The 17,325-nt window shown below is 58.9% G+C and carries 15 protein-coding genes; 3 read left to right on the top strand and 12 right to left on the bottom strand.

The features are described from left to right. Positions 1–247 precede the first annotated feature (247 nt). Positions 248–2,215 (top strand): LOG family protein, encoded by a 1,968-nt coding sequence (locus DFT_RS19405; RefSeq protein ID WP_054032914.1) that lies wholly within the window; start codon positions 248–250, stop codon positions 2,213–2,215. Between the two features lie 50 nt (positions 2,216–2,265). Next, complete coding sequence (gene amrA, locus DFT_RS19400) at positions 2,266–2,874, top strand: AmmeMemoRadiSam system protein A (RefSeq protein ID WP_054032913.1); 609 nt, start codon at positions 2,266–2,268, stop codon at positions 2,872–2,874. A 192-nt stretch (positions 2,875–3,066) separates the two neighbouring features. Here the strand turns inward: amrA and DFT_RS19395 are convergent, their stop codons facing one another. After that, positions 3,067–3,342, bottom strand: coding sequence for a DUF5818 domain-containing protein (locus DFT_RS19395; protein WP_054032912.1), 276 nt, complete (start codon positions 3,340–3,342; stop codon positions 3,067–3,069). Positions 3,343–3,931: 589 nt separating this feature from the next. Then, a complete protein-coding gene (locus DFT_RS19390; RefSeq protein WP_054032911.1) occupies positions 3,932–4,255 on the bottom strand; it encodes a cupin domain-containing protein in 324 nt (107 codons plus the stop codon). 148 nt (positions 4,256–4,403) lie between these two features. On the opposite strand from DFT_RS19390, the gene DFT_RS19385 reads away from it, so the two are divergent. After that, positions 4,404–5,198, top strand: coding sequence for a thioesterase family protein (locus DFT_RS19385; protein WP_054032910.1), 795 nt, complete (start codon positions 4,404–4,406; stop codon positions 5,196–5,198). 76 nt (positions 5,199–5,274) lie between these two features. On the opposite strand, the gene DFT_RS19380 is transcribed toward DFT_RS19385, so the two are convergent. The 10 genes from DFT_RS19380 to DFT_RS19335 all read right to left on the bottom strand — a co-directional run bounded on the left by DFT_RS19380 (position 5,275) and on the right by DFT_RS19335 (position 17,262). Beyond that, positions 5,275–5,544, bottom strand: a complete 270-nt coding sequence (locus DFT_RS19380; RefSeq protein ID WP_054032909.1) for an HU family DNA-binding protein — start codon at positions 5,542–5,544, stop codon at positions 5,275–5,277. Positions 5,545–5,600: 56 nt separating this feature from the next. Continuing rightward, a complete protein-coding gene (dksA, locus tag DFT_RS19375) occupies positions 5,601–5,972 on the bottom strand; it encodes an RNA polymerase-binding protein DksA (RefSeq protein WP_054032908.1) in 372 nt (123 codons plus the stop codon). A gap of 76 nt (positions 5,973–6,048) precedes the next feature. Continuing rightward, entirely contained in the window at positions 6,049–6,303 is a 255-nt protein-coding gene (locus DFT_RS19370) for a hypothetical protein (protein ID WP_054032907.1), read from the bottom strand. A 119-nt stretch (positions 6,304–6,422) separates the two neighbouring features. Further along, positions 6,423–6,710 (bottom strand): hypothetical protein, encoded by a 288-nt coding sequence (locus DFT_RS19365; protein ID WP_152972088.1) that lies wholly within the window; start codon positions 6,708–6,710, stop codon positions 6,423–6,425. A 331-nt stretch (positions 6,711–7,041) separates the two neighbouring features. Continuing rightward, a complete protein-coding gene (locus tag DFT_RS19360; protein WP_054032905.1) occupies positions 7,042–8,043 on the bottom strand; it encodes a radical SAM protein in 1,002 nt (333 codons plus the stop codon). Further along, positions 8,043–8,615 carry a cyclic nucleotide-binding domain-containing protein gene (locus DFT_RS19355; protein ID WP_054032904.1) on the bottom strand — a complete coding sequence of 191 codons (573 nt, stop codon included), beginning with the start codon at positions 8,613–8,615 and terminating at the stop codon, positions 8,043–8,045. The genes DFT_RS19360 and DFT_RS19355 overlap by 1 nt, the downstream gene beginning before the upstream one ends. A gap of 227 nt (positions 8,616–8,842) precedes the next feature. Continuing rightward, the gene (gene purF, locus DFT_RS19350; RefSeq protein ID WP_439950916.1) at positions 8,843–10,315 is read right to left on the bottom strand and encodes an amidophosphoribosyltransferase; all 1,473 of its coding nucleotides are present in this window, start codon (positions 10,313–10,315) and stop codon (positions 8,843–8,845) included. Then, positions 10,315–13,593 carry a carbamoyl-phosphate synthase large subunit gene (gene carB / locus DFT_RS19345; RefSeq protein WP_054032903.1) on the bottom strand — a complete coding sequence of 1,093 codons (3,279 nt, stop codon included), beginning with the start codon at positions 13,591–13,593 and terminating at the stop codon, positions 10,315–10,317. Before carB ends, purF begins: the two co-directional genes overlap by 1 nt. Before the next feature lie 27 nt (positions 13,594–13,620). Next, on the bottom strand, positions 13,621–14,790 hold the full coding sequence (gene carA / locus DFT_RS19340) for a glutamine-hydrolyzing carbamoyl-phosphate synthase small subunit (protein WP_054032902.1): 1,170 nt from the start codon (positions 14,788–14,790) through the stop codon (positions 13,621–13,623). A 129-nt stretch (positions 14,791–14,919) separates the two neighbouring features. Then, positions 14,920–17,262: an FAD-dependent oxidoreductase gene (locus DFT_RS19335; RefSeq protein WP_054032901.1), complete on the bottom strand. Its 2,343-nt coding sequence runs from the start codon at positions 17,260–17,262 to the stop codon at positions 14,920–14,922. Positions 17,263–17,325: the final 63 nt, after the last annotated feature.

Raw genomic sequence — 17,325 nt, 5'->3', positions numbered from 1 at the left:
GGCGGTTGCAGTCCGTTACAATACGTCAAAAAGAGCTTAAGCAAAAACCGTGCCGGCAATAAAGTGTTGAAATCAGGTTTGGAAATCATCATAGTAAAATGGTGCAGGTCGCGGGTTGACCACCGGACGCGGTGTTCCACCGGCAGAAAAGGGGGGGACGCCGCAGGGCTCGCATGTGACAATTCGTGGCAAAAGGTTTTCAATCTTTTAACAGTCAAGTCGCAGGGGGAGTATCCGACAGATCCTTATGATGAGAGACAATCGATCCTTCAGGGGAATTTTACAGTCTGACGATGGTTGCATTATCAAGGTGTTGTCCAACGATGGCCGGCGTATCACCTTCCAGAGCGCATTCGGCTTGTCCCAGCACATGATCCGGCAACTCAAGGAAAACCCGGAGCACATCGTCTTCAGTGAACGTTCGCGCATCGCGCGGCTTGGGGTGCAGATCACCTCCGATCCGCCGTGCATCGACCATCTCGATGGCGACCTGCTGGTGTTGACCCAGACCGCATCGGCCGCCATTCCCGGCTATCCGGGGTTGGACCAGTTGGGGATGTTCTTCGACGAAGGTCTTCCGGTGGGACGCATGGTGTTTTGCGATCCCGACGCCCTACTCACATCCGAGGAGGTACTGGCCGCGGTCGACCGCGCCGAGCTCAAGCTACCGGCCTCTGCGGCTATTTCCAGCGACGGCAGTATCGTGATCGCACCCCACCGGGTGGTGTGCACGCTGCGCGAAGATGTGGACCAGGAGACCTTCGGCAGAATCCTGCTGCGCGAAGATGGCCGTGAAATGCTCAACCGCTATCAGCTTCAGAAAAAGGTGCCGCATCTGGTGATTCCCCCCGGCGAAGGGGTGATCACGACCTGCTCCATGTACCTGAACGAGCATTATGTCGTCTTGCAGAGTGGATTTTCGTTGGGACGCAACCTACCGGCCACGGTTCTCGATCCGATCAAGACGCGGGGGATATGCATCTACCTGGAAATCATCAACGGGACGCGCCATACGATCGTGAATCCCCTGATCAGCGCCCGGGTATACGGCACCCCTCAAAAAAGGACCGGGGAGCGGCGCAAGACATCGCCATCGGGCCCCAAAGGCTTGAGCCTGGCCGACCTGAAGCGGTTGCAAGCCCAACTGGATGCGCGTCCGAAAGGGACTTGTTATTTTACGGATCGTTCCGTGGCCATGGTCGATCCTTCCCAGGGATTGAAAAAGGTCGAGTTCTTCGCCAACGGTCCCAAGGAGAAATGCCCGGTCTCCAAGGCACAATGTTCGACGGCAAGGGTGGATTTTTCTACGCGGAGCCGCTGTTGCCACCAGTACGCCACGTCGCGCATCCATCCGGACCCTCAGCAGCCCGCCGGAGCTCTGGTGTTGAAGTATTTTCCCAATCTGGTCGAGCATCGCGACATCATCAACCTGGTGGTCAGGGAGAAGGTCCGCGCGCTATATTTTTTCGAAGCCTCATGTGAATTCGGACCCTTTCTCTCCCAGGAGGACCACTCCCGCCTGCAAGAGTACCACGCCTTTGGGGTGGATGTGTATTGGATCTGCAGCTTGAACCAACGGTTGATGGTCCATACCATGCGTGACGGGAAAGGCTATTTCGTGGCCACGGATCGGCTGGCCGATTTTCATAAGTCCATGCTTTTTGCATTTTATGGCTCAACGTTGCCTCTCTCCCCGGTCGCCACCGAACGGCTCGGGAAGCTGATGGATGCACTGGTCGCATTTTGGGGGAAGAGCATCGGCATCGTGACCGGCGGCGGCAGCGGGGTGATGGAGGCGGCCAACACCATGGCCCGACAGCGCGGCATCCTTTCAGGTGCCAATTTTTTGGACATCACCGACCAGGCCATGACCACGGACGTGGATTTTTGCCAGGTATTTCAGGCCACCTGCCGTCACAGCCGCCAGAAATGGTTCGAGATCGCCTCGTTTCCGATTTTCAACGTGGGCGGCCTGGGTACCCTGGAGGAACTGGGCATCACCCTGTGCAATATGAAGTTGTCGATCATTGAGAGGGTACCCATTATCCTGTTCGACACCGAAGGTGAGCGTGATTTCTGGAACAGCATGCGCCGCCAGATCGCCACCATGGTCCAGCATCAGCGGGCACCGGCCTGGATCAACGATCATCTGGTGATCACGGACGATCCGGCAGTGGTCATCGAGGCCTACCTCAAACAACTGCAGCTGTTTTGAGACGTGGCCATTGGTTCTTGATGATATCTTTGTTCAATGGAGAGTGGAACATGTCAATCCAAGTGTCTGAACTCGATGACGACCAGGGGCAAGCGCTGGTGCGCCTGGCCCGCAGAACGCTGACGGCCAGGCTGACCGGAAAAGATCCGGGCCTGGATGGGGGTCTGCAGGACGAACTGTTGTCCGCTCCGGCCATGCAGCGCCACAGCGGCACCTTCGTCACACTGAAGATCGGCGGCCAACTGAGAGGCTGTATCGGCAGCCTGGTAGGACATGAGTCCATTGTCGAAGGTGTTCGCCATCATGCGATTCAATCCGCGTTTCACGACCCGCGGTTCAAGCCTCTGGGTCGAGCCGAACTGGAGGAGGTGGACATAGAGATCAGCGTGCTGACGGAATCCCAGCCCCTTTCCTACACCGATGCCGATGATCTGCTGGCCAAGCTCAAGCCCCGTATCGAAGGGGTGACCATCCGTAAAGGCTTCGCCCAAGCCACGTTTCTGCCCCAGGTATGGGATCAGTTGCCGCTACCCGAGGTGTTTCTCTCCCACTTGTGCATGAAGGCCGGATTGTCTGCCGACGCCTGGCGGCGGGGGGATTTGCAAGTCGAAACCTACCAGGTCCAATCCTTCGAGGAGCACAGGGAAGCGGGGCGCTAAAAAAACCGGTGCACCGCCAACGAGCGTCGGCGGTGCACCGGGCGTCACGAAGGGGTGGAAGCTCTTTGTGGACGGGAACGGGCTCCAAGAAAGGAGTGTCCCGACGGCCACGGAGGGGTTGGGATCTGCCGGCCCGTCTTATCCGGCAAGCATTGGGGTGAACCGGAAACGCCGGGCCGGCAGGGTTGGGGCTTATTCGTTAACCGGTTCGATGCTGATGACCGTCAGGGTCTTGCCGGATTTTCCTTCGGCCAGCGTGCCGGTGGCTTTGACCGTCTTCCCGACCATTTCGGACAGGTCTTTTCCTTGGACCATGTAGGTGGCGCCATCGTCTGCCGAAATGACGATGCCCTGTTTTGTTTTCTCCACCGTACCGGTAATGCTTTGATCACCGGCAATGGCGACGGCAGCGGTCAAGAAGCCGATGACCAGCATGACGGCGATCCATCTCATACGATGACGTTTCATTTCTCTTTCCTCCCTCTATGATGGAACTGGTTTCCGCCGGGTAGCCTCCCTTCCCCCGAAGTATTGAGATCCCACCGGCGATTGCCAAATATAAAAGCAATCCACGTGCCAAAGCAAATGTCATTGAAATTATAAGTAAAATTATTTTAATTGAGAAGTACTAACGGTCACGGGCGGTGCAAACTTGCGGCGTGAGGGGTACAAAAATTGCGCACGGGACGATGGGGTCGCCCGCCTCAATCCGGAAGGCGGCCAGCAATTCTATCTCAATGCGATTCATTAAATCCGGCGTGGGAAGAGCATGTGGCCGACGCCACGCGCCAAGCGGTCAAGTGCCGGTAAAATGTACGGCGGGCGGCCCAGAAACTCGCTGCGCTCAAACAGTCTGGGCCGCTTATCCGCCGTTTGCATTCAACCGGCACTATCGACCGCTGGCTCACGTGGCCCTGGCCATCTGCCCCACCCACGCCTGCCATGACCGTTTTTATGCGATTTTTTTCAAATAACTTCTGGAATCATGCCCGTCTGGTGAATCACATTCAGTTAGAACTGCTGGAGGGTGGCCGACCCGACGGGAGGGAGATGGCGATCAGGGTAAATAGTCCGGACGCAATGGCGAGAACACTTCCAGGGCGACGCTATCTTCCAGGGCAATCGCCTCGTGGGGGGCATCCGGTGGAATACACCAGCTGTCGCCGGCATGCGCTTCCACCGTTTGATCGGCGATGGTCAGGCGAATGTGGCCCGACACCAGATAACCGGTTTGTTCATAGACATGGTGGTGGGATGGCAATTGGCTGCCTTTTTGGAGATCGAACCGGACCATGATGGTCTTTTCACCCCATGCAAGCGTGGTCATGTCGATGCCGTCCAGCATATGCCGCTTTTTTCCCGTGTCGTGTTGTGTAAACATCTTCTTACCTCTGAATGGCTGATGTGGATGCCGAGCCTTGCCGTCGCCCGACTGAATAGGGATGAAATTCCATCTCCGGTGTGATAAAAGGGCATTTTTTTAAAAAAGACAACGAAAATCAACGTCCTTTGCACGAAGGGAATACCAGATGGTTGCATTCGATCGGGATATCGAGAGCCGACCGATAGACGGGATGCCTTTTGATTTTGCGGCCGAGATTTCTCCCAACTGGGCGATCAACGGACTTCCCAACGGTGGGTATCTCATGGCGCTCCTGGCCAGGGCCATGGAGCAGAAGCGAAACAAAAAGCGGATGGCCATCGTGACGGCCAACTATATCCAGAGAACGGCTCCGGGACCTGTGCGGCTCTCGTTGGAACGGATATCCGAGACAGCCCAGTTCGAACGTTTCGGCGCGCGGCTGCTGCAGGAAGACCGGGTGGCGGTGGCGGCGATCGCCACGTTCATGGATGACCAGATGGTGTGCCGGGTGGATCGCTACGAGGCCGGTGTGCCGGCCCTGGCGCCGCTGGATCAATGTGTGTCCATCCCCACCATCCCCAATTTCACACTTTTCGACCAGGTGGAGGTGCGATTGGACCCCTCTTGTGCCGGGTGGATGACCACCGGGCAGTTGGCGGATCGATCCGAGCATAAGGGTTGGATTCAGTTCAGGGATGGCCGGCCCTACGACGCCTTGGCGCTGCTGCTGGCGGCCGATTGTTTTCCGCCGCCGGCGTATGCCAGTCTCGGGTTGGGCGCATGGGTGCCGACCATCGAACTCTCCGTCAATATCCGCAAGATCCCCTCGTCCCGATGGTTAAAGTGTTTCTTCCATACCCGATTCATTACCTGCGGGCTGTTGGAGGAAGATGGCGAGGTTTGGGATGAGGGCGGGGAGCTGATTGCCATCAGTCGTCAGATTGCGCAGTATCGCTTGTAATACGGACGCCTTGGCGTCAATGCCGAAGGCGGCTCGAGAGCCGCCTTCGAACTAACGGCATACTGTTGGCGTTCTGTCAGGCGACCGCTGTCTTCAAGTTCTTTCCCGGCGTAAATTGGGGGACTTTACGGGCCTTGATTTTAATCGCTTCACCGGTCCTCGGATTCCGGCCGGTGCGTGCTTTGCGCTTGGATACCTTGAACGTGCCGAAGCCGGTGAGGGTCACCTTACCGTTTTTTTTCAATCCCTGGGTGATGGCATCGAGGAGACTTTCCAAAGTTGCCTCGGCCACCTTCTTGCTCTCCAGGGCGTTGGCCATTTCATTGATCAGATCGCTTTTGTTCATTCTTTTTCTCCGCTCCTTCCCATTTTGGGTGTCGTTGGGTGTTGTACCGCCTGCTGTCAGAAACCGGAAACCTTTTCAAATGCCTCCATCTGCGTCTTGCAGCGAATGCAATACGAGGTGACCGGCCGCGCCTTCAGGCGCGCAATCGTTATCTCTTCACCGCATCGATCGCAGATGCCGAACGATCCGTCTTCGAGTTTGGCCAAAGCGGTTTTAATTTTTTTGATCAGGTGGCTCTCCCTGTCCCGGATGCGAAGTGTGTAATTGCGATCATTGTCCAGGGAGGCTTGATCCAAAGGGTCCGCGGCCTGCGTATCGCAAAGAACCAGGGACCCGACGGTCTTTTCCGCCGTATTGAGCAACTCGTCCAATTGTCGGGTCAGGAGTTCCTTAAAAAAGGCCTTATCTTCGGGGAGCAATATTTCCATGTGTCTACTGCCTCTTGACGGATAAGGGGATGTCGCTTGGGGCCGCGTTATGCCGTTGATTCCGGCCGTTCAGGCGCTAAGGGTTGTCGATGATGTTAAACCGCTTGATGGTGATACTTCGGCTGCTTTTCCGATCACGCTTGATCTGGCCGCTCGCTTCGATGCATTTTTGCACCAGATCAATGAATTTGTCTCCGTTTTCGATCAGGTAGGCCTCATCATCCGTGGCGCTCAAGGCGACGGCGGTGATGCGATCATCAACATCCCACTCGACCGGCGTGATGATGCCGACGAGCGTCTCGTTGGATACCGGCGTCTTTTTCTTTGGCATAGGTCATCTCCTCAATGCCTGCGGTGTGACTATCGTGAAGGACAACCACGTGAAGCAAATCCATCGGTCCTGCAGGCTGCATCGGGAAGACTTGTCGATGTGTCGGCAATATCGTCTCGTTATTGGCTCAAGACCTTGTAAGAGATGACGGTGATGATTTTGATATCGTCTCTTTCTTCTACGGTCCCAGTGACTTCCACCTTTTCGCTGATGTGGTTTTCGGCCAGTTCGTTTCCTTCGGCCGTATCGGCGATATCGTAGGTCTGGTTTCCGACGATCAGTTGATAGTTGTCATTGATCTCACCGACCAGGGTTTTTTCCCCAGCCAGCGCCTGGCCGACGAAGAGGGCCAGCAGGGTCAGGATTACCATTACAGCTGTACACCCGTGGCGTCTTGCTTGATTCATAGGGATCTCCTTGAGTTAACGATGTTTCGAATATTTATCGGCCAATTCGGGCCGTCTTCAGGCATTTTCCGGGTTTATGAGCAATCGTTGTGCCAATATCGGAGAAATACTGAATGGTTTAATATTTCAGATAGATAAAATTCAGGTGGGATCCTGTGAAAGCTCAGGTGCGCAGTCAAAATCGGCTCCCTGCGCGGCGGTTAGTTTTTAATTCCTTGAAATAGTAAGAGAATTAAACAGGAAAAAACCGTTCCGGTTTCTTGGAAAAGGGAATTCAAGGTTCCGATTTATTACTGTAAAACAGGCGATGCTTTGCATAACTATTTGTGGTTTATACTAATTCTTCTTTCAGTAGGCAGCAGGCGATTTTATGGGCCGGCGAGCCGTCCGGCAGGTAGGTGATGTTGTGTGGTTGGATCAGCTTGTTCATGACACATCCCTCTGGAATGTCGAGTTTGAAGAGGTCCGCTTCGTTGATGGGGGACATTTCGATCAACCGGTCGTTTTCGAAGGCGAGGCTGTGCAAGGGGTAATCTTCGCACAGGGGGCAGCGATAGACGCGGCCGTTGGGAAAGATGAAATAGTTATCGGCCACGCGCCCGGCACATTCGAACGGCTCGTCCGGTTCCAGGAAAACTTTTGGATAGGTGACGCGAATGCCTTGGTCCGCCACTTGACGGGCCACGGGCAGGACGTGGTCTTGCCACTGGTCGCGCGTGACCTGAAGATCTTCCAAGGGGCGCTCGGCGCAAGTGGCCGATTGCCCCCGGAGGCCGATCACTTGAATGAAAAACCGATTGATCTTCAATTGGCGTAAAAGGGGAGGTACGGAACTGAGTTCATGGAGGTTGAGGCTGCTGACCGTGTAGATGAGGCTGGTCTGGAATCCCTTCTGGATGGCATTGCGGACGCCGGCCGTGCAGGCCTCGAACGAGCCCTTGCCGCGGATGGCATCGTTGGTCTCCGAAGATGCACCGTCCAGGCTGAAGCTGATAAAATTGACCGCTTCAGGGGTGATGCGGTCCAGGATGTCATGGAAGAGATATCCATTGGTGTCGATGGTGATCGAGCGGTATCCCAGCCGGCGGGCGGCATGAATAGCTTCGGCCAGGTCCGGGTGCAGGGTCGGTTCCCCGCCCAAAAAAATCAGGTCGGCCATAGGGGCGCGTCGGGCCAGGGTCTCGAGCCAGGACCGGATCGTGTCCAGGCTGAGGGTCTGCCGGCCGTGCTGCCCGGGGTTGATATAACAGTGGCGGCACTTCAGATTGCACTGGGTCAGGATATGAAAAAAGACATTGGCGGCGTTTCTGGCGAAGCGGACGGTCGGGGACATTAGAACTTTTCGATGTGACGCTTATGATCGTTTGTTTTCGGGGGATCGTCTTCCACAGGCATCTCTGCGGATGTGAAGCCTTTTTTGGCATCCCGTTTGGCCTTGACCAGCTCTTCATTGGTCAGCCGGAGGCGAACGGTGATGTATTCCGCAAAAATGCGGTAGAGCAGCAGAAGGAAGTCGAGGCGGGCCTCTTTTTCATCCGAGGTGGTGAGCCGATTGCCGGCCGAGGTGTCCACGGCCAGGCACACGGTTTGCCCGACGGCGTATACGGAGGCCGATCGGCTTTGGTCGTCGATGATGCGCATCTCGCCAAAGATTTCGCCTTTTCGGGATAGAACGCCGATCTCTTCTCCCTCTTTGGTAATCCGTATCTTTCCAGAGAGCAGAAAATAGAGCCAGGGGTCCATGTCCCCTTCCTGGATAATCTGCTCGCCATCTTCGTATTGCCTGATTTTGCTCAGGCGCAACAGCTTGCCCAGGTTGCGGGTTTCGAAATGTTTCAAGGCCTGGATCGACATCAGGCGTTGGATATTTTCGATATTCTCCTTGAGATACTTGGATTCGATCATCGATATGCTCCTGCGGCGGTAGTGACAAAATCGCCAAATGCATTGTAGACCCCGGCTGCACCAAAAGGCAAGCCCAAAGTCAATTGGCCAGGGATTCTAACAGAATGCGATTCATTAAACCCGGCGCGGGTGGAACAGGTGGCCAGGGCCACATACGCCTGCCATCTGCTTTGGCATGCGATTTTTTTTCAAACACCAACAATATTTGATTTGGTTGGCCGGGATCTTCAGGGTTGGTCGAGTTCCAGGCAGTTCTTGGACAGACCGGTATCGAAGGTGACCGGATAGCAGCCGTCGAAACAGGCCTTGCAGAAATGCTCTCCCGGGTCCTTGACACCCGTGGCGGCGAGCAGGCCTTCCAGGCTCAGGTAGTGAAGGGAATCCAGGCCCAGATATTGTTCCAATTCCTGAACCGACATGCGGGCGGCGATCAGCTCGCCCTTGGTCGAAAAATCGATGCCGTAATGGCAGGGGAAGCGGTGTGGCGGTCCCGCCACTCGCAGGTGGACTTTCTTGACGCCCATCTCGCGCAACGCCCGCACGCGGGTTCGGGCGGTCGTACCGCGGATGATGGAATCTTCGATGATGATGATATCCTTGCCCCTGAGCAGCTCTTTGATGGGGTTGAGTTTGACCCTCACCCCGAAGTCGCGCATGCTCTGGGTCGGCTGGATGAAGGTGCGTCCCACGTAGTGATTGCGGATCATGCCCATTTCAAACGGAATGCCCGAGGCTTCGGAGTAGCCCAGGGCTGCATAGGTGCCTGAATCGGGAAAGGGCATGACCAGATCGGCCGTCACCGGCCTCTCCTCGGCAAGCCGGCGTCCATGGGCCTTGCGCATCTGATAGACGTTGTGCCCCATTATCGTGCTGTCCGGGCGGGCGAAATAGATGAACTCGAAAATACAAAACGCGTGGCGCGGTGCTTGGGGAAGATAGAGGCTGCGCGGTCCCTTTTCATCGATGATGACGATCTCGCCGGGGTCGAGCTCCCGCACAAATTCGGCCTGCACCAGGTCCAGGGCGCAGGTTTCGGAGGCGAGCACCCAGTGGCCGTTGAGACGGCCCAGGCACAGGGGCCGAAACCCATAGGGGTCCCTGAGGCCGATCACTTCCCCGCGGCTGGTCAACACGACCATGGAAAAGGCCCCCTCCAATCGCGCGGCCGAGGCGCGCAGGGCTTCGTCGAACCCCAGGTGCAGGTTGCGCACCAGCAGGTGCAGGAAAATTTCGCTGTCCATGGTGGACTGAAAGATGGAGCCGCTCCTTTCCAGTTCTTCCTTGAGGGCGTGGGCGTTGACGATGTTGCCGTTGTGGCCCACGGCGTAGGTCTTGTGGCGGTGGCGCACCACAAACGGTTGGGCATTGACCAATATGGAGCTGCCCGTAGTGGAGTAGCGCACATGTCCGATTGCGCTGGGACCCGGCAACTGGTCGAATTGTTCCTTGCCGAAGACATCGGACACCAGGCCCATGTCACGGTGTTCGTTAAGCACGCCGTTGTCCACGGCACAGATCCCCGCGCTCTCCTGGCCGCGGTGCTGGAGGGCGTAGAGTCCGAAGTAACAGAGTTTGGCCGCTTCCGGGTGTCCGTACACGCCGAAAATGCCGCACGCTTCCCGGGGATGGTCCCCTTCCATGATGTCCAGCGGTTCGGCGTTGGTCGGGCAAGATGATCGCATGTCGAGTTTGGATGACATCAGCAATTCTCCGGTGTGTGGTAGGCCTGCAGGCAGCGTACGCCCAAGACCTGGGATTTGATCGCGGCCAGGGCTTTGCTCATGGCCAGTGCACCGGCCGCGGTGGTCACGTAGGGAATGGCATATTTCAGCGCGGCCCGCCGGATCACGTAGCCGTCCTTGCTCGATGTATTTCCCGAACCGGTATTGATCACCAGGTCGATCTGGTTGTTTTTGATGGCGTCTTCCACATGGGGCCGTCCCTGTTTGAGTTTGTTGACCGGCTGGGCGGCGATCCCCAGGTCGTTGAGATAGCCGCACGTGCCGCTGGTGGCCAGGATGCCGTAGCCCATCCGGACGAACGCCCTGGCCACGTCTGCGATGGCCGGTTTGTCCTCGTCCTGGACGCTGATGAACACCGTTCCCTGGGTCGGCAGTTTCTGGCCGGCGCCCAATTGGGCCTTTGCATATGCCGATCCGAAATCGTTGCCGATCCCCATCACCTCGCCGGTGGACTTCATTTCGGGTCCGAGCAGCGTGTCCACCAGCGGGAAACGGTCGAAGGGGAGCACGGCCTCCTTGACCGACAGATGTCTGGGGACGACCTCCTCGGTCAAGCCCAGTTCCTGAAGCGTTCGCCCCAGCATGATCTTGGTGGCCAGTTTGGCCAGGGGTACGCCCGTGGCCTTGCTGACAAAGGGCACGGTGCGCGAGGCGCGCGGGTTGACCTCGATGACATAGAGCCGATTTTGACGGATGGCGTACTGCACGTTCATCAAGCCGACGACGTTCAATTCGGCGGCCATGGCCTTGGTCGCCGCCGTAATTTCGGCGATCAGGTCATCACTAATGCTGTAAGGCGGCAGAACGCAGGCCGAATCGCCCGAGTGGACGCCGGCCGCCTCGATATGTTCCATGATGCCGCCGATCACGGTGGTATGGCCGTCGCTGATGGCGTCGACGTCCACTTCCACCGCGTTTTCTAGAAACTTGTCGATCAGCACCGGATGGCCGGGCGAGGCCTGGATGGCCAGCCGCGTGAAGTTTTCCAGTTCCGGTTCGGTGTAGACGATCTTCATGGCCCGGCCGCCCAGCACGAACGATGGGCGCACGATGACCGGATAGCCGATCTCGACGGCAATGCGGCGTGCCTCGGTAAAACTCATAGCGATGCCGTTGGCCGGTTGCACCAGCCCCAGTCTGTGCAGCATGGCCTGGAACTGTTCGCGGTCCTCGGCCCGGTCGATGCTCTCGGGCAGGGTGCCCAGAATAGGGACGCCGGCCCTGGCCAGCGGCGTGGCCAGGTTGAGGGGCGTCTGGCCGCCGAACTGCACGATGACGCCGAAGGGCTGCTCCTTTTCCACGATGTGGAGCACATCCTCCAGGGTCAGCGGCTCGAAGTAGAGTTTATCGGAGGTATCGTAATCGGTGGACACGGTTTCGGGGTTGGAGTTGACCATGATGCTCTCCACCCCCTCTTCGCGCAGGGCGAAAGAGGCATGCACGCAGCAGTAGTCGAACTCGATGCCCTGGCCGATGCGGTTGGGGCCGCCGCCCAGGATCATCACCTTCTTGCGGTCGGAGACCCGTGCCTCGCACTCCACCTCGTAGGTCGAATAGTAATAAGGGGTCGCGGCGCGGAATTCGGCGGCGCAGGTGTCCACCAGCTTGTAGGCCGGCCGGATGTCCTTGGCCTTGCGGAATCTGGCGATGCCATCAGGGTCGTCGCCCAGCAGGTGGGCCAGCTGGACATCGGAAAAACCGTTGGCTTTGGCCTGCCACAGCTCTTCACGGGTGATCGCGGCTTCCAGCGCCTTTTTGCCGCCGTGGCCGTCCGACCGCGATTGCCCCAGTTCGCCCAGGCGGCGCTCCATATCCACGATCTGCTTGAGTTGATAAAGGAACCATGGATCGATGCCGGTGAGTTGAAAAATCTCGTCGATGCTGCGTCCGGCCTGCAGGGCATAACGCAGGTAGAAGATGCGACGGGAGTTGGGCGTGGCCAATTTGTGGTCGATCTCTTCGGTAGACGGGACGGCCTCGTCCACATCCTGTGGGTCCTTACCGTCGGCGCCCAGGCCGTGGCGGCCGATTTCCAGTGAACGCAGCCCCTTTTGCAGGGCTTCTTTAAATGTGCGGCCGATGGCCATGGTCTCGCCCACCGATTTCATGGCCGTGGTGAGCAGGTCAGGCGTTTCGGGGAATTTTTCGAAGGTCCAGCGCGGGATCTTGACCACGCAGTAGTCGAGGGTGGGCTCGAACGACGCCAGGGTCTCGCCGGTGATGTCGTTGGGAATCTCGTCCAAGGTGTACCCCACCGCCAGCTTGGCGGCGATTTTGGCGATGGGAAATCCGGTGGCCTTGGAGGCCAGGGCGCTCGACCTGGAGACGCGCGGGTTCATCTCCACCACGATCATCTCGCCGTTCCTGGGGTCCACGGCGAACTGCACGTTGGAGCCGCCGGTGTCCACCCCGATTTCGCGCATGATGGCCAGGGATGCGTTGCGCATGGTCTGGTATTCGCGGTCGCTCAGGGTCTGGGCCGGCGCCACGGTGATGCTGTCGCCGGTATGCACGCCCATAGGGTCGAAGTTTTCGATGGAGCAGATGATGACCACATTGTCGTTGTGGTCGCGCATCACCTCCAGTTCGTACTCTTTCCATCCCAGCACGGACTGTTCGAGCATCACCTGGTGGATCAGGCTTGCATCCATGCCCGACTTGGCCACCACCTCGAGGTCTTCGGGGTTGTAAGCCACGCCGCCGCCGGTGCCGCCCAGGGTGAAGCTGGGGCGGATGATCAGCGGGTAGCCGATTTGCTCCGCGATGGTGCGCGCTTCTTCCATGGTGGTGGCGAAACCGCTCTCCGGCAGCCGCAGGCCGATGCGTTCCATTGCCCGGCGGAACTGGTCGCGGCTTTCGGCCTTTCGGATGGCCTCCAGTGAGGCGCCGATGAGTTCCACGCCATATTGTTCCAGGACCCCCATTTCGGCCACCTTGACGGCCGTGTTCAGGCCTGTCTGGCCGCCCAGGGTGGGCAACAGGGCGTCGGGACGCTCGACGGCGATGATCTTGGCCACGGTCTCCGGGGTCACCGGTTCGACGTAGGTGCGATCGGCCGTCTCCGGATCGGTCATGATGGTGGCCGGGTTGGAGTTGACCAGGATGACCTCATACCCCTCTTCCTTCAGGGCCTTGCAGGCCTGGGTGCCGGAATAGTCGAATTCGCAGGCCTGGCCGATGATGATGGGGCCGGCCCCGATGATCAGAATTTTGTGGATGTCGGTGCGTTTGGGCATGTTGCGTCGCTAATTGATCCTATGGTTTCAGTTGACTCGGGGCACCGCTGGGATCTGCCGCACCTGCTCGATCATGCGGCTGAATTCGGCGAACAGGTAGCGCGCATCGTGAGGTCCGGGAGAGGCTTCGGGATGGTACTGCACGGCCAGCATGGGCAATCTCCGATGGCGGAAACCTTCCAGCGTGTTGTCGTTCAAGTTGATGTGGGTCACCTCGATCAGGTCCGGGTCCAGGGTTCGGCTGTCGACCGCGAATCCATGGTTCTGGGAGGTGATCTCCACCTTGCCGGTGAGCAGGTTCTTGACCGGATGGTTGATGCCCCGATGCCCGAACTTCAGCTTGTAGGTCCGGGCGCCCACGGCCAGACCGAGAATCTGGTGGCCCAGGCAGATGCCGAACATGGGGCGATAGCCCATGAGCGCCCGGGCGGTTCGGATGCCGTAAGCCACCGGTTCCGGATCGCCCGGGCCATTGGAAAGAAAAATGCCGTCCGGCGCCATGGCCTGGATGGTTTCCGCGTCGGTAAAGGCGGGCACCACCACGATCTCCAGATCGTGGGTCGCCAGGCAGCGCAGGATATTGTACTTGATGCCGAAATCGATGGCCACCACGGACCGCCGTGTGTTACGGAGACGCCAGATGCGCTCGTCCAGAGGGTCGTGCCGGGCGTCGATGGGGGTGGGCCGGCCGTCGGTCCATCGATAGGGATGCTTCCCTGTGACCGTGCCGGCCAGGTCGAGCCCCGCCATGCTGGGCAATGCACGGGCTTTTGCCACCAGGGCCTCCCGGTCCGACACATCGGTGGAGATCACCGCCCGCATGGCCCCGGTGTTGCGGATATGGCGGGTCAGGGCGCGGGTGTCGAGGGCCTCGACCCCCAACACGCCGTTTTGGGTCAGATAATCGGCCAGGCTGGCGTTGGCCCGGTAGTTGCTGTATGCGGATTGATACTCGCGGACGATAAAGCCCGCCACCTGCACCCGGTCGGATTCCATATCCTCCGGGTTGACACCGTAATTGCCGATCAGCGGATAGGTCATGGTGACCAGTTGGCCGCTGTAGGAGGGATCGGTCAACACCTCCTGGTAGCCGCTCATGGCGGTATTGAAGACCACTTCTCCGCCGGTTTCACCGGGACCGGTGAACGAACGGCAATCGAAGGTGCGGCCGTCTTCCAATGCCAAAATCGCTCTCATATGCCTCAAACCCTTTTTTTGAACTGCGCCCAATAACCTATTCGGGCCTCAAAAAGCAACTCAAGATATGCATCCGGACGGCAAAGGCGCAACCCGAGAGCCTCCTTTTATCAGGATGGGGACCGCGTGCTACTCCAGGGGCGCATTTTCGATCAGATTCCATATGCCGCATGGACAGGCCCCGGCGCAGAAGCCGCATCCGATGCATCGATCGGCGGCCACCGTGTATTCGAATTTGCCGTCCGGGGTCTGAACCCGGCTGATGGCGCTTTCCGGGCAGACGGCCACGCAGATGCCGCAATCCCGGCATTGGCCGCACGAGGCGCATTGGCTGCCACAGTGGTCCATGTTCTCGTAGGTGACGACGCGCGGGTCATAATATTCCAGGCTGACCCGCTGGGCATCGATCACCGTGCGCGGATCGGCGGTCGGTCTTCGGCCGGCCGCCACATCATCGATGATCCGCGCCGCCCGGCGGCCGGCGCCGATGGCATCGGTCAACAGCCCCGGACGCACCACATCACCGATGGCAAAGACCTTGCGATGGGAGGTCTGATAATTCTCGTCGACCTTGACGAAACCGCGCTCGACGGCAATGTCGTCAGGCAGAAATTCCAGGTCCGGTGCATCGCCGATGGAGATGAAGACCGAGTCCGCCGGAATCACTTCGCCGGTATCCAGTTCGACCCCCTTCCTGGTGATGGCCCTGGTGAAGACCGGCCAGCGGAATTTGGCCCCGACCCGTTCGGCCTCCTCGCGCTCCTTGCCGAACGAGGCCGGCTCCTGAACATCGAGGAGCAGGATCTGTTCGGCGCCCAGGCGGGCTGCTTCAGTGGCCACATCGCACCCCACGTTGCCGGCTCCGATGATCACCACCCGCTTGCCTGCCCGCGCCTTGCCTTTCTTGGCCGCCTGGAGGAAATCGAGTGCCGTGGTCAGCCGTTCGTTGCCCGGAATGGGCAGCGTGCGCGGCTTCTGGGCGCCGGCGGCGATAACGACAAAATCGTAATCGGCGATCAGTTGATCGGTGTCCGCTTTTCTCAGGCGCTGCTGCAGATGGACGTGGGGAATGATCTCGGCCATGCGGTCGATCTCTTTCTCCAGCACATCCCTGGGAATCCGGCTGTCGGGAATCGACGCGCTGATTTTGCCGCCGAGCCTTGCGGCTGTGTCGTAGACCACCGCTTCGTGCCCCTTGAGGCGCAACTGCCAGGCCACCGAGAGGCCCGCCGGTCCGCCGCCGACCACGGCCACGCGTTTGCCCGACAAGGGCGGCAATTCGGGCGTCCGGGCGGCCACGCTGGCCTTGCCCAACTGGGTCACGTCCACCGGAGTCATGAAGGCGGCGTTTTTGGTGCACGACTGCATGCACAGGTGGGGGCACAGATAGCCGCACACCGTGGCTGGAAAGGGGGTATAGGCCAGGGCCATGTCAACCGCCTCGTCGATCCGCCCTTCACGCACCAGCCGCCAGCGCTCCTGCACCGGTATACCGGTGGGGCAGCTGGCTTCGCAGGGGGCCTTGTATTTATAGTTTTCCCACACCGGAACGAAGCGTCGCAGATCGCCCCGGGTGGTCAGCGGAATGGGGTTGCGGTCCAGGCTGGTGAGGTCGCCCACCAATCCGCCTTTGCCCAGTTCCTTGTCCCACACCTCCTTGTGGAAGGCCTGCATGGGGCGTTTGGTCCGGGCGATGCGTTCCTGGGGCGTGCGGGCCTTGAGGCACTGCCACCGGTCCTTTTCCGACATCAGGGTGTATAAGAATTCATGCTGCCCGATGGCTTCGAGAAACCGCCGCAGCCCCTGCACGAGCCATTGCCACTCCTCGGCATCGATGGGGGCGAGCCGGGCGTCGGTCTGGCTGAAGCCCATGTGGGGTCCCCGAAAGAAGACCTTGCCCCCCACCATGCCCACCAACGGCCGGTAGCCCAGCACGTTTTTGGGATTCTGGGCGTTGTGGCCGCAAACGACCGCGACGCCGCCGGCCATGAATTCTCCGAAGTAGTCCCCCACCGAGCCCAGGACCCACAACTCCGGGGGCTCGAAACGTGGGTTCTGCTTGGTCATGGTCATGCCGCGCGCGCCGATATTGCCGGCTACATAGACTTTGCCCTGGGCCATGGCATTGGCCACGCCGTTGCCGGCATTGCCGTGGACCACGATTTCGGCCCCGGCATTGAGCCATCCCACATCATCCGAGGCAGGCCCCATGACGTCGATGCGGGTGTTGGCCGATCCCATCGAGCCGACCCGCTGACCGGCCGGCCCTTCGATGTGGACGTGCACCTTCTGGTCCCCGGCCCGCCACAAGCGGCCGCCGATCCCATGCTGGCCGTAGGCGTCCACTCGCAAACGGGTCTGTCCCTGGGCAACGGCCGCCTGGATGTTCTCTTCCAACACCCGCGATTCGATGCGGTTGCCGTTGGCGTCGCGGCCGGGGATGATATGATAGTTTTTGAGGGTGGTGTTCATTGTGAAAATCCTGTGAAATCAGTTTTAAGTTTAAAGTGTTAAGTTTTAAGTGGTGGTAGGTGG

Origin of the sequence: Desulfatitalea tepidiphila, from assembly GCF_001293685.1 — a bacterium.
GTDB lineage: Bacteria > Desulfobacterota > Desulfobacteria > Desulfobacterales > Desulfosarcinaceae > Desulfatitalea > Desulfatitalea tepidiphila.
Note: the sequence above shows the minus strand (reverse complement) of the source record. Positions and strands in the feature narration are given on the sequence as shown.

Excerpts from the sequence above, each read along its gene's own strand:
- DFT_RS19355 (WP_054032904.1), bottom strand. The coding sequence starts at position 8,615 with ATGATCGAATCCAAGTATCTCAAGGAGAATATCGAAAATATCCAACGC.
- DFT_RS19370 (WP_054032907.1), bottom strand. The coding sequence starts at position 6,303 with ATGCCAAAGAAAAAGACGCCGGTATCCAACGAGACGCTCGTCGGCATC.
- DFT_RS19360 (WP_054032905.1), bottom strand. The coding sequence starts at position 8,043 with ATGTCCCCGACCGTCCGCTTCGCCAGAAACGCCGCCAATGTCTTTTTT.
- dksA (WP_054032908.1), bottom strand. The coding sequence starts at position 5,972 with ATGGAAATATTGCTCCCCGAAGATAAGGCCTTTTTTAAGGAACTCCTG.
- DFT_RS19335 (WP_054032901.1), bottom strand. The coding sequence starts at position 17,262 with ATGAACACCACCCTCAAAAACTATCATATCATCCCCGGCCGCGACGCC.
- DFT_RS19405 (WP_054032914.1), top strand. The coding sequence starts at position 248 with ATGATGAGAGACAATCGATCCTTCAGGGGAATTTTACAGTCTGACGAT.
- DFT_RS19390 (WP_054032911.1), bottom strand. The coding sequence starts at position 4,255 with ATGTTTACACAACACGACACGGGAAAAAAGCGGCATATGCTGGACGGC.
- DFT_RS19380 (WP_054032909.1), bottom strand. The coding sequence starts at position 5,544 with ATGAACAAAAGCGATCTGATCAATGAAATGGCCAACGCCCTGGAGAGC.
- carA (WP_054032902.1), bottom strand. The coding sequence starts at position 14,790 with ATGAGAGCGATTTTGGCATTGGAAGACGGCCGCACCTTCGATTGCCGT.
- DFT_RS19395 (WP_054032912.1), bottom strand. The coding sequence starts at position 3,342 with ATGAAACGTCATCGTATGAGATGGATCGCCGTCATGCTGGTCATCGGC.
- DFT_RS19365 (WP_152972088.1), bottom strand. The coding sequence starts at position 6,710 with ATGAATCAAGCAAGACGCCACGGGTGTACAGCTGTAATGGTAATCCTG.
- purF (WP_439950916.1), bottom strand. The coding sequence starts at position 10,315 with ATGTCATCCAAACTCGACATGCGATCATCTTGCCCGACCAACGCCGAA.
- carB (WP_054032903.1), bottom strand. The coding sequence starts at position 13,593 with ATGCCCAAACGCACCGACATCCACAAAATTCTGATCATCGGGGCCGGC.
- amrA (WP_054032913.1), top strand. The coding sequence starts at position 2,266 with ATGTCAATCCAAGTGTCTGAACTCGATGACGACCAGGGGCAAGCGCTG.
- DFT_RS19385 (WP_054032910.1), top strand. The coding sequence starts at position 4,404 with ATGGTTGCATTCGATCGGGATATCGAGAGCCGACCGATAGACGGGATG.